12 protein-coding genes are annotated in these 14,397 nt (G+C 46.1%); 9 read left to right on the top strand and 3 right to left on the bottom strand.

What is annotated here, in order from left to right; genetic code table 11:
* The first annotated feature begins 405 nt into the window (after window positions 1–405).
* Both I2484_RS21885 and I2484_RS19680 read left to right on the top strand, forming a co-directional pair.
* A complete protein-coding gene (locus tag I2484_RS21885) occupies window positions 406–1,575 on the top strand; it encodes a PDZ domain-containing protein (RefSeq protein WP_207152770.1) in 1,170 nt (389 codons plus the stop codon).
* Window positions 1,576–1,613: 38 nt separating this feature from the next.
* On the top strand, window positions 1,614–1,865 hold the full coding sequence (locus I2484_RS19680; RefSeq protein WP_186669233.1) for a CsbA family protein: 252 nt from the start codon (window positions 1,614–1,616) through the stop codon (window positions 1,863–1,865).
* Between the two features lie 397 nt (window positions 1,866–2,262).
* On the opposite strand, the gene I2484_RS19675 is transcribed toward I2484_RS19680, so the two are convergent.
* Window positions 2,263–2,571, bottom strand: coding sequence for an AzlD domain-containing protein (locus I2484_RS19675; protein ID WP_186669235.1), 309 nt, complete (start codon window positions 2,569–2,571; stop codon window positions 2,263–2,265).
* Window positions 2,571–3,296: an AzlC family ABC transporter permease gene (locus I2484_RS19670; protein WP_207152769.1), complete on the bottom strand. Its 726-nt coding sequence runs from the start codon at window positions 3,294–3,296 to the stop codon at window positions 2,571–2,573. Before I2484_RS19670 ends, I2484_RS19675 begins: the two co-directional genes overlap by 1 nt.
* 157 nt (window positions 3,297–3,453) lie before the next feature.
* Between I2484_RS19670 and I2484_RS19665 the strand changes: the two genes are divergently transcribed.
* The 7 genes from I2484_RS19665 to I2484_RS21715 all read left to right on the top strand — a co-directional run bounded on the left by I2484_RS19665 (window position 3,454) and on the right by I2484_RS21715 (window position 14,132).
* On the top strand, window positions 3,454–4,077 hold the full coding sequence (locus tag I2484_RS19665) for a TVP38/TMEM64 family protein (RefSeq protein WP_207152768.1): 624 nt from the start codon (window positions 3,454–3,456) through the stop codon (window positions 4,075–4,077).
* 125 nt (window positions 4,078–4,202) lie between these two features.
* On the top strand, window positions 4,203–7,700 hold the full coding sequence (gene addB / locus I2484_RS19660) for a helicase-exonuclease AddAB subunit AddB (protein ID WP_207152767.1): 3,498 nt from the start codon (window positions 4,203–4,205) through the stop codon (window positions 7,698–7,700).
* Window positions 7,678–11,385 carry a helicase-exonuclease AddAB subunit AddA gene (gene addA, locus I2484_RS19655; protein WP_207152772.1) on the top strand — a complete coding sequence of 1,236 codons (3,708 nt, stop codon included), beginning with the start codon at window positions 7,678–7,680 and terminating at the stop codon, window positions 11,383–11,385. The genes addB and addA overlap by 23 nt, the downstream gene beginning before the upstream one ends.
* Before the next feature lie 2 nt (window positions 11,386–11,387).
* Entirely contained in the window at window positions 11,388–12,584 is a 1,197-nt protein-coding gene (locus I2484_RS19650) for a DUF418 domain-containing protein (protein WP_255551625.1), read from the top strand.
* A 43-nt stretch (window positions 12,585–12,627) separates the two neighbouring features.
* The gene (locus I2484_RS19645; protein ID WP_207152766.1) at window positions 12,628–13,527 is read left to right on the top strand and encodes a fumarylacetoacetate hydrolase family protein; all 900 of its coding nucleotides are present in this window, start codon (window positions 12,628–12,630) and stop codon (window positions 13,525–13,527) included.
* A gap of 73 nt (window positions 13,528–13,600) precedes the next feature.
* Window positions 13,601–13,975: a YisL family protein gene (locus I2484_RS19640; RefSeq protein WP_207152765.1), complete on the top strand. Its 375-nt coding sequence runs from the start codon at window positions 13,601–13,603 to the stop codon at window positions 13,973–13,975.
* A gap of 22 nt (window positions 13,976–13,997) precedes the next feature.
* Window positions 13,998–14,132, top strand: a complete 135-nt coding sequence (locus I2484_RS21715) for a hypothetical protein (RefSeq protein WP_255551624.1) — start codon at window positions 13,998–14,000, stop codon at window positions 14,130–14,132.
* Window positions 14,133–14,148: 16 nt separating this feature from the next.
* On the opposite strand, the gene I2484_RS19635 is transcribed toward I2484_RS21715, so the two are convergent.
* Window positions 14,149–14,397, bottom strand: a 249-nt coding sequence (locus I2484_RS19635; protein WP_207152764.1) for a hypothetical protein, incomplete at its 5' end; no start/stop codon positions are given.

Genomic DNA, 14,397 nt, shown 5'->3' with positions numbered 1-14,397 from the left:
CGGCGGGGATTGCCATGACTTCGGGGAGAGTAGCCATGACTAAGTCGGGGATTGTCCTTACTAACTTTGTTTGCCATGACTACGGCGGGGACGGCCATGACTACGGAGAGAATAGCCATGACTAAGTCGGGGATTCTCCTTACTAACTTAGGTAGCCATGACTACGCTGGGGATTGCCATGACTTCAAGGAGAATAGCCATTACAAAGTCGCGGGCTCGCCCTTACTAACTTTGGCAGCCATGACTACGCCGAGAAAAGCCGTGACTATCGCCTATACCACGCTAAAACCATAAGCGGTTTTTACCATTTAATGAATAATTCAATAACGATTCACATAGAGCGGCATTCTTTTGTTACAATGTAGAAACATGATAGTGTAAACGAAGATTGGATGGTGACGGTTCGTGTCCGAGAAAACGATATTTAATATAGTAGAAGCGGTTGCGCTGTTTTTCCTGAATCCATTATTGATAGCGGTTCTTTTTACAGCAGTTGGTGTTGGGTATTTCCGTGTGAAAAAAGAGCGTAGGAGTTTCAAAGTCCGTTTGTTGCCGGGGTTAACAGAATTGAAGCGGCTTTTGGCGGAGTCGTGGCCATATGCGCTTGTTTTGTCCGTTTTGATTTCCGGGGCGGGTTTGCTAGCAGATCCAGGGTGGCTTGTGCTATTTTCTGCGTCGGCGCTTATTGCCCTGCTGACATTCTATTATAAAGTGACTTCACCGATTTATTTCGCGTCGGCGGCTTTTTTCGCTCTTTATTTCATAGAAAAGTATATGGGAGATTTCTCGTTTCTCGGTTGGACGCCAGCTCAGGCGGATCTACTTGGCGATCTAGCGGTAACGATTCCAGTCATCGCGGGGTTATTCTTAATTGCAGAAGGACTTCTTATTAGACGTCATACGATCCGGTATGCGTCGCCGACCTTGGTGCATACAAACCGTGGACTGCGAGCTGCAGCCTTCAAGACGAAGCGGCTATGGCTGTTGCCAGTTGTATTTTTGGTGCCGGGGGATATGATTTCGGCTTTCGTACCGTATTGGCCGCAGTTCACATTTGGGGAAAGTGCATTCAGTTTTGTTCCGGTTCCTGTACTAATTGGGTTTTCACAAGTGGCGCGCTCGCTGTATCCAGATGTTTTATTCCCGAAAATCGGTCGTGCTGTCGTTTGGACAGGCGGTACAGTAGTTGTCGTTGGGATTGCTGCACTATGGCTCCCGATTTTAGGGTGGGTAGCATTACTGTTAGGGGTAGTGTGTCGGGCAGTTATTTCCATTACGGCTTGGGTACGTGACAGGCAAGGTGGGTTCGTTGTTGCGCCGCGTGAAGCGGGGGTTGTTATTGCGGGAGTTGTGCCAGGATCTCCAGGAGAAAAAATGGGGCTTCTGCCGGGTGAATACATCCGTTCTGTAAATGGTCTTCAGGTAAGCAATGAGAAAGAACTATATGACGCGATTCAGCTTAATGCTGCACATTGTCGCTTGCAAGTGATTGATCGTAACGGGGAAGTTCGACTTATGCAGCAGGTTATTTATCGACATGACCATCATCGCCTTGGACTTCTCGTCGTTCGGTAAACATTGAGTGAACGATTACTCTGGAAGGGATGTTGAAAATGGATTCATTCGAAACTAAACTGTTACTTGCTTTAATTTTGCCGGGTCTGCTTGTGATTTTATTTACACGTGTGACATTTCACCATGTTGTTGGTCTTATTTTAACGGTTGCACTGATTGCAGCATCGGTCTACGCGGGTTATACGCATAACTGGCTACTTTACGGGGCGGATGCGCTATCGCTCACCGTCGGATTCTGGTATGCGACCCGTATGATGAAGATTGCAAGGCAGCATGAACAAGAGGAATGACGAATGGAGCCGCTCGCTGTTAAAGGAGCGGTTTTATTGTTGGATGAAATAGGGATAGGGGGGTAGCATATAGGGTAGTAGACCGAGCATAACCACGGTCAACCAATCATATGTCGTGCCAACCGAGCATATCCGCGGTCAATCGATCATTTGTCATGCTAATCGAGCATATCCACGGTCAACCAAGCATATCCCGCGCCAACCGAGCATAACCCACGGCAACCAAGCATATCCCGCGGCAACCGATCATATCCCACGCCAACCAAGCATATCCCGCGTCAACCCGAGCATAACCCACGTCAACCGATCATATCCCACTGCAACCAATCATATCCCACGCCACCCAATCCACCCTCCCCCAACAAAAAAAGACCGCAACAAACCGGCCTCCACATCCTCACATAAACAAACTATAAACAGCCAACACAGCAATCGTACCAAGAACAACGGACATCACACCGCCGCCTAAAATGGCGATTAAAAACGCGGCCCCTGCTCCAAGCACCCCAAACAATATATTCCCTTCCTGTACAAACAGAATCGCTGGAAAAATGAGCGCGCCTAGGACAGCATATGGAATATTACGTAAGACGCCTGACACAACTGGTGGCAACTCTTTACCATCTAAAACAGCCAGCGGAATCATACGCGGAATATATGTCACAAGCGCCATGCCCAGAAGCATCCACCAATAACTTGGGCCCATTAGACTTCCTCCTCTCGTTTAAACATCGATTCAGCTGTTTTCCCGCGCCGCGAATAAACAATCTCAACAAGGATTGAGGACGCAAGCGTTGCGACAAGAATCGACCAGCCCGTCGACAATGCCTCAGTAAAGTACAGGACACAATGGATGACCGCCGCAAGGGCAGCGAGCATGACAACTTTGCGATTGCCTTTCATCGAGGGAACAAGTAATCCGATGAACATTGCGTAGAGTGCAATCGACATTGCGGCTTGTAAGAACTGTGGCAAATTAGCACCGATAATATGTCCGATGACAGTAAAGACGACCCAGCTGCCGTAGGCGATTAGCGTAACGCCGAATGCGAACGCTGTCGGGATCTTTCCCTTTTTACCTGTTGCGAGTACTGTAAATGATTCGTCCGTAATACCGAACGCATAGATCGCTTTAACCCATTTTCGTGCGGGCTGCATCTTTTCATTGAGCGAAGCCGTCATAAGAAAGTGTCGAATATTAACGACGAATGTGTTCATGACGATCAACAGTGGGTCGATACCTAATGTAATTAGGCTGAGCGACATGTATTGTGCGGCTCCGGCGTAGACGAAAATACTCATTGCTGTAGCTTCAATAATGGACAAGCCGGCAGTTTTTGCGAGCAGTCCAAATGTGAGTGCTACGGGGAAATAGCCGATTGCAATGCTCGTCCCTGCTTTTAGGCCAGCTGAAAATTGGTTAGTGTTCATTGTATTCACATCTTCCCAAAGTATATTTAAGTGATTATACTATACTTAAGGGTTTAAATGTTCATATTTAAAGGAAAACTCTAAATACGGGGTATTTCTATGTTGATTTGTATATAGGAGCCTTACGAAAACAGTAATTTTAGCGAGGGTGTTTCAGATGAATGGATGGTTGGATCCTGATAAAATTATCGAATTAGCACAACACTATAAATCACTTGGCCCATTCCTTGGGCTATTACTGCCATTTATCGAGGCGTTTTTACCATTTCTTCCCCTCTTTGCATTTGTTCTTGCGAATGCAAGTGCTTACGGTCTTTGGTACGGATTCCTTCTATCATGGGCGGGAACTGTGGTGGGTTCTTATGCTGTATTTTTAATTATCCGCAAGTATGGACGCAACAAGTTTCTTAATTTCCTGACAAAAAGTGCACGTATTCAAAAGCTGATCAAGTGGGTGGAACGCAACGGTTTCGGACCCCTGTTTTTATTCCAGTGTTTCCCGTTTACACCGTCTGCACTCGTTAATCTTGTGGCGGGGCTATCTGATATGAAGAAAAAGAATTATTTAGTCACACTGATGGCCGGAAAGTTTGTCATGATTTTCATGATTAGCTATATCGGCTATGACATAAAAGCGTTATTCACGGATCCAATTCGAACTGCGACTGCAGTAGTCGGCATCTTTTTACTATGGCTCATCGGCAAATATTTCGAGCGGAGACTGAATGCAAAAGTAGAAGCCGATTTCCGTGCATCCGCCGCTCCGCGTAATGACAAGTAATCACTCCCTATTCAGTTGAAACAGTTCCTGTCACCCCTAACTTTCTGTACAATGGAAGGTAGGGATGACAGGTTTTTATTAGTGTAATGAACAATACATACACATAAACAAAGGGAGGGAACCATATGTCACTGCGTTTCATAACCGGTAGATCGGGCGCTGGAAAGACGACGTTCATTGCGCGGGAAATGGCTGCTGAACTGCAGCGGAATCCGATGGGGGCACCTGTTATTGTCATTGTGCCAGACCAGATGTCGTTCTCGATGGAGCATAGTTTGTCCGTTAATTTCGGTTTAAAAGGGATCATCCGCGCACAGGTGTTGACGTTTAAACGGTTGGCATGGCGTGTGCTGCAGGAAACGGGCGGCATTACGCGCAAGGAAATAGATGGCTTCGGGTACCGGATGCTTGTGCGAAGCGTTTTGGAAGACAATCGGGATCAGTTCAAATTGTTTCGGCAAGCTGCGAGTAAACGTGGATTCACGGAACAAATTGGGGACTTACTGAAGGAGTTTAGTCGCTATTGTCTCGATCACCAAACGATGAGTAATCTCCACGATACGCTGGCTTCGAAGGGTGCACCGCGCACATTGCTCGACAAAGCGGAAGACCTGTCATTGTTGCTGACAAAAATCGAAGAAAAGTTGGGTACAACCTATGTCGATAGCGAAGGGCATCTGGCTCTACTCGCTTCACAAATACATCATTCAGACCTGTTAAAAGGAGCTGATATCTATCTAGACGGTTTCGAAAACTTCACGTCGAGGGAATATGAAATCGTCACGGAACTGATGAAACACGCCAACCGACTGACAGTTGTGTTACCAATGGAAGGCGCGCTCACAGGGTTTGCGGACCATGAATTATTTTTCAATCCTGTACGGACCTCCCTCAAATTGCGTGAACTCGCGCGTGCTGAATCGGTGGAAGTAGAGGAAGATATCCATTTGGCTGATTCGCCACGTTATCAAAATGAAGACTTAAAACATTTTGAGGCAGAATTCGACCACTATCCCGCGAAACAACAACCGTCTGGCGGAAATATTGTCTTGGTTGAAGCGGCGAATCGACGCGCGGAAATCCATTCAGTGGCGCGGACAATCCGCGAATTAATGATTGCCGGCAAGCGTTACAAAGACATTTCAATTTTGTACAGGCAGCCTGAAAAGTATGATGAACTCATAGAGACTATTTTCCCGCATTATGATATTCCGGTGTTCATTAGCCAGAAGAAACCGATGTTGCATCATCCGCTTATCGAGTTTTCACGTTCTGTGTTAGAAGCGGTGACAACGGGTTGGTCGTATGAAACGGTGTTCCGGGCGGTCAAAACAGATCTCTTTTTCCCGCACCGAGAAACAAAGTTATTATGGCGTGATCGCGCAGATAGACTCGAAAACTATGTTCTTGCACATGGGATTTACGGACAGCGTTGGTTCGATGACAGCCGCTGGCGCGTGAAGAAGTATCGCGGCCTTGAAATGTATACAGACATACAAACCGATGAAGAACGTGCGATGGAGCGGGAATTGCTTGTGATTCGCGATGAAATTCGGGATCCGCTTGCTGATTTTGAAAAGCAGTTGAAACGGTCCAAAACGGGACGTGATGTAGCGGAAGCTCTGTTTTTATTCATGGAAAACTTACATGTCTATGATAAAATCATCGATCTGCGTGCGGAAGAAGAACGTGCAGGACGATTACTTGGCGCAACGGAACATGAGCAGGCTTGGAACGGCTGGATTAATGTGCTGGATCAGTTTGTCCTTATGTTCGGGGATAAAAAAATGGATGCTGTAGAAGCGGCTCGAATTTTGGATGAAGGCTTTGATTCACTCGAATTTGCTCGCATTCCACCGTCGCTCGACCAAGTGACAGTGTCGACTGTCGAAGTTTCAAGTTTAATGGATATTGACGCTGTGTTTGTCATAGGGGTCAACGATGGCGTTATGCCGAAAAGGGTTGACAATGAAGGACTGCTGTCGGACGCCGACCGTGAATGGTTCTCGGAAATCGGCTTTGAACTAGCGCCCACGTCGAAGTTGAAATTGATGGATGAAACGTTTATGGCCTACCGCGCATTCACAGCGCCGCGCGAAAAGTTATATGTGTCGTATCCAGTTGCAGATGAGGAAGGGAAGGCACTTATTCCGTCGCTGTACATTTCGAGAATTGCACAGATGCTACCAGGAACTGCAACGAAAATTGCGGTAACGGATCCGTCTGAATTACCGCTAGAAGCCAATCAATTCGATTATATCAGCCACCCGCGATCTGCACTTCCTTATGTGTCCATGAAGTTGAAAGAGGCGGAACTGTCGGGTGTGTTTGAACGTGAATGGCGTGCGGTGATGGCGTATTATGACGAGGATCCGTATTGGTCATCTGTCATCAGTCATATCATACGTCCGATGAACGAGAAGAATGGGACAGAGCGGCTGCGTCCAGAGATTACGGAAGGGCTATACGGGGAATCATTCGTTTCCAGTGTGTCACGGATTGAATCCTATTACAGCTGCCCGTTCCAGCATTATGCGTCGTTTGGACTTGGCTTGCGTGAACGAACGGAATTTACGTTAGAAGCTCCGGCAATCGGGGATTTATTTCACGCTGCTCTAAAATGGGTGTCAGATGAAACAATGCGTCTCGATAAATCGTGGGCAGAACTGACGCGCGAGGAATGTTGGAAGCTGGCCAGAGCTGCGGTGGAAGATATATCGCCTTACTTCTTTAACCGGATTTTATTGTCAACGAATCGTTATGTATATATTAAACGCAAGCTCATGCACATTATTCAGCGAACGATTTTTTCACTTAGTACGCAGGCCAAATCGACGGTATTCAAACCGGTTGCTATTGAAGCAGGATTTGGACCTGGCGAAGAACTGCCAGCGCTTGAAATTCCATTGCGCCGTGGTGATTCGATGAAACTGCGTGGCCGGATTGACCGTGTCGATGCGACCGAAATTGGCGGTAAAAACTATGTCCGTGTTGTCGACTACAAATCATCCGCGAAAAGCCTAGATTTAACGGAAGTGTATTACGGCTTGTCCTTGCAAATGATGACTTATCTTGACGTAGCGCTAGAAAACGCAGACGAATGGCTCGGTATACATGCGGATCCAGCCGGTATTTTGTATATGCATATTCATAACCCAATGATTCGCTCTGGTTCGGAATTAACACCTGCACTCCTTGAAGCGGAAATCGCGAAATCCTATAAGATGAGAGGCTATCTGCTCGATAATCAAGACGTTGTTATCGGCATGGATGCTGCTATTGGTAGGTCCTCTGCAATCGTACCTGCCTCCATTAAAACGGACGGCACATTTGCGAAAACGTCAAAAGTATTGTCGGCAGATGATTTGCAGATGATGCGGTCGTTTGTTAGAACGCGTCATCAAAAAGCCGGAGATGCAATGCTTGCGGGAGATACCCGCGTTTATCCGTATAAATTAAAAAATAAAATGCCATGCGAATTTTGTTCGTATCGATCCGTTTGTCAGTACGATCAAACAGATCCGGCAGCACAACATCGGTCTTATGCTGAAATGGACCCAGAAATATCGCTCGATAAAATGCGTAAGGAGGTGGCGGATGATGCACATACCCGTGAAACCTGAGGGACTAACGTTTACTGATGCTCAGTGGAAAGCCATTTGGGCGACAGGCAAAGATATTCTCGTTTCCGCCGCCGCTGGTTCGGGGAAAACGAAAGTGTTAATCACACGGATGATTGAAAAAGTACTTGATGAAAACAATCCAATTGATGTCGATGAATTGCTTGTTGTGACATTCACCAATGCGTCTGCTGCGGAAATGCGCCACCGGATGGCGGAAGCGTTGGAAGAAGCGATTGCTGCAAGGCCGGAATCCGTCCACTTGCGCAGGCAGTTGAATTTATTGAACAAAGCACAGATTTCTACATTGCATTCATTTTGTATGAACGTCGTTCGCCAATATGCTTACTTAATCGATATCGATCCCGGATTCCGGATTGCGGATAGTACAGAAGCGGCGCTGTTAAGTGACGATACAATTGGGGCTGTTCTTGAAGATGCCTATAGTGCGGAAAATCCCGAAGCGATGTACCGGCTGGCAGATAGTTTTACGTCTGACCGCAACGATCAGTCCATCGAAACGCTGATTGACCGCTTGTACGATTATTCCCGCGTTCACCCAGTACCGGAACAATGGCTTCGCGAAATTCCCATGCAATATGAAATTGGCGATCAAGGTTCTATAGATGATCTTGAATTCATTGAACCGCTGAAAACGGCCATTCGCCATACCCTTGAAGAAGCAGTGGCGTTAACGGGTGATATGCGAAACATTGCGCTGATGCCAGACGGACCGGAACCACTTGCAGCTACGGCTGAAGCAGATTTGATGTGGATCAATGAAGCCATTCGGCGCGTAACGGATGGTACATGGGAAGAAACATATGGCTTTTTTAGCACGCTGAAATGGGCAAAAGCGGGCACAATTCGCAAAGACTCGTGTGATGAAGAACTTGCAAAACGAGCGAAAGTGCTGCGTGATGCGGTGAAGAAAATTATTAATACGCTGAAAGAATCCTATTTCACGAGAACGCCAGCGCGTCTACTTGATGAAATTCGGTTAATGGCGCCGACCATGCATACGCTCATTGACTTAGTGATTGAGTTCGGCAGGCGTTTTGAGCTAGTGAAAATCGACCGAGGGATTGTCGATTTCTCGGATTTAGAGCATTATGCGCTACGGATTTTATCGAATGCGCAGGATGGAGAACTGGTGCCTTCTGATATTGCAGTGGATTATAAAAATCGCTTTTCAGAAGTTCTTGTCGATGAATACCAGGATGTCAATATGTTGCAGGAGACGATTATCCAGCTGGTCAAGCGCGGCGGGGAAGAGGATGGCAATCTGTTCATGGTTGGCGATGTAAAACAGTCGATCTACCGCTTCCGTCTTGCTGAACCAATGCTGTTTCTTGGTAAATACAATCGATTTACGGCAACGGATGGCCATCAAGGCTTGAAAATCGATTTGAATGCAAATTTTAGAAGTCGTAAAGAAGTGCTCGATGCGACAAATTTCATCTTTTCACAAGTGATGGGCGCGCGTGTCGGAGAAATCGATTATGATGATGCGGCGGCGTTGAAATATGGCGCTAATTATCCTGAAAAAGCCGTAACAGCTGGTTTGACGCTGCTCTATGAAGAAGAGGAAGACGAGCAGGAACTAGACGCAGCCACGGAACTAGCAGGCCAAAGCTTGAAGAGTTCACAGGCGGAAGCGCGATTTATGATTAAGAAAATCCAGGAACTGATTGCATCTGGTGCTGAAGTTACGGATGCGTTTAGCGATAAAAAGCGTCCGCTAGAATATCGGGATATCGTAATCTTGATGCGTTCGATGACATGGTCGGGTGAAATTGCAGAGGAATTTAAACTGGCGGAAATTCCAATCTATGCCGAACTAAAACGCGGTTATTTTGATGCGCTAGAAGTGATGATTATGTTGAATACTTTGCGTGTCATCGATAATCCCTATCAGGATATACCGCTTGCATCCGTCCTCCGTGCACCGTTTATCGGCATGACGGAGAATGAATTGGCGCAAGTCCGGCTTGCTGGAAAAAGTGAGTCATTCTTTGAAGCTTTGAAGCGTTTTGTCACAACGGGCGGAGCGGGTGTCGCGGTGGCAACGCAGGAAAAATTGCAACGGTTTTTCAATCAGTTTGAGGATTGGCGTAACTTGGCACGACGCGGTTCATTGTCCGAATTGATTTGGCAAGTCTATTCCGATACGCATTATTATGAAATGGTCGGTGCGATGTCAAATGGAAAACAGCGTCAGGCCAACCTTCGAGCGCTGCATGACCGTGCAATCGATTATGAAAAAACGTCGTTCCGTGGGCTATTCCGCTTTCTACGTTTTGTTGACCGTATGCGCAAGCGAGGGGACGACCTCGGTGCGGCGCGATCGCTTACTGAAAAGGAGAATGTTGTCCGTATCATGACAATCCATTCATCGAAAGGACTGGAATTTCCTTTTGTCTTCATCGCAGGGGCAGGTCGAAAATTCAATAAGATGGATTTCAATGAACCGTATTTATTCGACCAGCATTTTGGTCTGGCTGTTAAAGCGATTGACCCGGACAACCGGATTACCTATACATCTTTACCATTTCTAGCAATGAAAGAAAAGAAAGAACTTGAAATGCGTGCGGAGGAAATGCGTGTGTTATATGTGGCTATGACGCGGGCGAAAGAACATCTTGAAATTATTGCTTCCGTAAAAGATATTGAAAAGTCGATTGTCAAATGGCAGGACGCCCAGTTGGTCGATCCTGAACTGATGTTGCCTGAGTATACGAGGTCACGAGCAAATGGATATTTAGACTGGATTGGTCCAGCAGTCGCGAGGCACCCGGCGTTCGAGAAATTCGGCAGTATCCCAGGCGGTCAGTCTGTAATTGATGCTTCAGTTTGGCAAATAGATGCGCTTCCTGTTTCCGCGTTATTTACAAAGGTTGGAGATAGCGATGAGGACACAGTGAAATCACTGGACGCGGTCCCAATTGAAGAGGTGGACGAGGGCATGCTGCTTGAAGTGAAACGCAGGTTTGACGCGATATATCCGCATCTTTCGTCGGTGACAAAACGGTCCAAGCAGACGGTCAGTGAGTTGAAACGGCTGTCGATTCTAGAACAGCAGGCGGAAGATGACTTGTTGGTGTCTACGAATGATGACGTAAGTAAGGCATATCTCCATAATCGACCGGCCTTCATGCAATCGCGGGCACTATCTGCGGCGGAAGTCGGGACGGCGATGCATACGATTATGCAGCATATTGATATCCAGAATGAAAGTAGCGTCGCTGATGTTGAGAAGCTCTTAACAGAATTGACGAGTCGTCAGTTGCTGACTATGGAAGAAGCCATTGCGGTCGATGCGAATGCGGTTGCACAGTTTTTCCAAACGGCGATTGCGAAACGACTTTTGACAGCGAAGCAAGTGGAACGGGAATTGCCGTTTACGTACGCTTTTGATGATAAAGACGGCGATTATCAAATATTGCAAGGAATCGCGGATTGTTTATTTGAAGAGCAAGATGGCTGGGTGCTGTTGGATTATAAAACTGACCGAGTTCGCGGACGTTTTGGTTCCGATGAAGAAGTCGACGCAGAAATGCAGGTCCGGTATGGCATCCAATTGAATTTGTACAAGAAGGCGATTGAAGAAATTGTGAAAATAGACATTAAAGAGATGGTCCTTTATTTATTTGACGGACAGAGGACTGTAACAATTCAGGGGGAATAAAATTGAAATTAACACCAACAACACTTGGAAATCGAATTGAGGCACTGGATATGCTGCGCGGGTTTGCATTACTCGGGATATTCATTGCGAATATGCTAGTATTCCATTCGCCGTATATGTATCTAGATCCGTATACATGGTTCAGTACGCCGGGTGATATGGCGACTTTTAAATGGATTGATATCTTCGTAGAAGCGAGTTTTTACCCGATTTTTGCCATGTTGTTCGGCTACGGTTTGAATATGCAATATGAAAAATCGATTGCAAACAAGATGCCATTTGCACCGGTTATGGCACGTCGTATGGGCGTATTACTCGGGTTCGGGTTGATCCATGTACTGCTCATCTGGATGGGGGATATTTTATTTACATACGCGCTGATGGGCTTTGTCATGATTGCGTTTGTTAGAATACCGAAGAAGTGGATGCTGCCTTTAGCAACATTCGTGTATATTGTGCCTTCGGGTATCGTGTATGGATTAGCTTATATAATGAATAAATTTGATCCGAATGCACTAATGGAAGGTTACGCGGATATTCATCAAATTGAACGATCGCTTGAAGCGTATGCCTACGGTAGTTATGGCGAAATCTTTAGCTTCCGTCTTTCTGAATGGCTAACTTCCGGATTGCCAGTAGCGTTACTGGGAGTGTTTTTCATTTTGCCGCTGATAATGATTGGGGCAGGATTGTCTAAGTGGAAAGTAATTGAGCGTGCTGGGGAATTAAAAGTGGGAATCGCAATCGTGACTGTTGTTTCGCTAGTGGCGGGTATTTGGCTGAAAGCTGCGCCGTTTATTGGCGATCCGACACTGGATGTGATTACCTTGCAAACACAATTTGGCGGACCCATATTAGCGATTGGTTATATCGGCTTGCTACTTTTACTTTACCAACTGCCGTTAGTTCGCACATTACTGCGACCTATTTCAAAAGTGGGTAGGATGTCGTTGACGACGTATATTACGCAATCGATTGTTGGGACACTTATTTTTTACGCCTACGGTTTCGGCATGTATGGCAAAGTAGACGTGGCAACGGGAGTAGGTATTGCAGTCGGTGTGTTCGTCATTCAAGTCCTATTTGCAGAACTTTGGCTGTCGAAATTCCGCATGGGTCCACTAGAATGGTTGTGGCGTAAAGGAACATACGGAAAAGTTTTGGCGAATAAAGAGGAAAAGGATCGACCTTTGTCGTAGTAATCAGAATAAGGGTTTTATTAATGAAGGGATGGGCTGACAGATGAAGTTATTATCGTTCCGTTACGACGGCAGGACGTTATTTGGACCTAAAGTGAAGAAGGAAGATGCAGTATGGGATATGCTAGCTATTGCAGAAGCGTTTGAGGATACTGATTTTCCACAAACAATCACGGAAGGTATCGCATCTGGTCTGGATTTCGTTGAAAAGATGCGGAAACTTGCTGAACAGGCGAGCGCGGATGAAAATTCGGAGCGATTCAAATATGCATTCACTGCTATAGAATGGCTATCTCCAATTCCGAGAACGCCTAAAAATATCCTGTGTGTAGGCAAGAACTACGCAGATCATGCGGCGGAAATGGGTGCAGATGCACCGCCTGAAAAACTGATGATCTTCACGAAATCCCCAACCGCTATTGCAGCGGATGGCCAAGAAGTTTCAGTCCATGCCGATGTGACGGATAGCCTTGATTATGAAGGGGAACTTGCGGTTGTCATTAGCAAGGGCGGTCGTAACATCCCAAAACAATTGGCCTATGATTATATTTTTGGTTACACCATTGCAAATGATGTGACGGCGCGTGACGTGCAAGCGGCTCATGGCCAGTTCTTTTTAGGGAAAAGTCTCGACGGGTCGTGTCCAATGGGGCCTTATATCGTGACGAAAAATGAAATACCAAATCCACATAATTTATCGGTTGTGACAAAAGTGAATGATGAAGTGCGACAGAATGGCAATACAGCGTCGATGATTTTCAAAATCGATGAACTGATTGCCGAACTATCACGTTATGTGACGCTTGAACCAGGCGATGTCATTTTGACGGGTACACCTGCTGGCGTCGGCAAAGGCATGACGCCTCCGACATTCTTAAAACAGGGCGATACTGTAAAAGTGTCCATTGAAAGCATCGGAACTCTCGTAAATAAGTTTGTTTGAGTAGTTTCCCTTTTGTGAATTAGTCAATTGTGATACGATTATTTAGTATTACTAACTAAATGAGGTGACTAATTTGGACGTATTATCAAACACTACACATCTTCATATTTTTACATGGGTTGTTGGAATTATTTTATTCCTAGTTGCGGCTAGCATGGACACAGAAGCAAGAGGCAGAAAGATTCTTCATATGATTGCACGCCTATTCTACGTGCTAATTTTAATTTCAGGCGCATTGTTATTCTTCGAATACTCATCACTTGACGGCGCGTTATATGGCGTCAAATTCTTATTGGGCTTCCTGACAATAGGTATGATGGAAATGGTGCTCGTTCGTTCTTCAAAGAACAAGAGTGTCAAAGTAGTATGGATCCTGTTTTTCGTCTTCGTATTGGCGACCATGTTCCTTGGATTTAAATTGCCAATTGGTATTAGCTGGTTCGCTTAATTTTTAGTAACGGGGTGTGAAGATGGAATCTAGTATCGGGCCGATTTTACTTATCGTTGTTTTGATGTTAATGGTGCTTTTTGCTGTTTCCGTCTTCGTGTTTTCCCGGAAGAAGCGGTCATCTGCTGAAGATGATGATGATTTATTTGATGAATGAGACACTTGTCGGCTGTTTAGCCGACGAGTGTCTTTTTGGTTGTATGGATTATTGAGGCTGTCGTAAGGTTCGGAGTCGCTGTCGTACAGTTCGGGCAATCTGTCGTATAGTCTTGCGGCTGTCGTACAGTTTGAGCAATCTGTCGTAGAGTTCCGCGTCGCTGTCGTATAGTCTCGCGGCTGTCGTACAGTTTGAGCAGTCTGTCGTACAGTCTCGCGGCTGTCGTACAGTTTGAGTAGTCTGTCGTATAGTTCCGAGTCGCTGT

The sequence above is a fragment of the Sporosarcina sp. E16_8 genome (genome assembly GCF_017347095.1).
Lineage (GTDB): Bacteria > Bacillota > Bacilli > Bacillales_A > Planococcaceae > Sporosarcina.
This window is presented reverse-complemented; position numbering and strand designations above follow the sequence as displayed.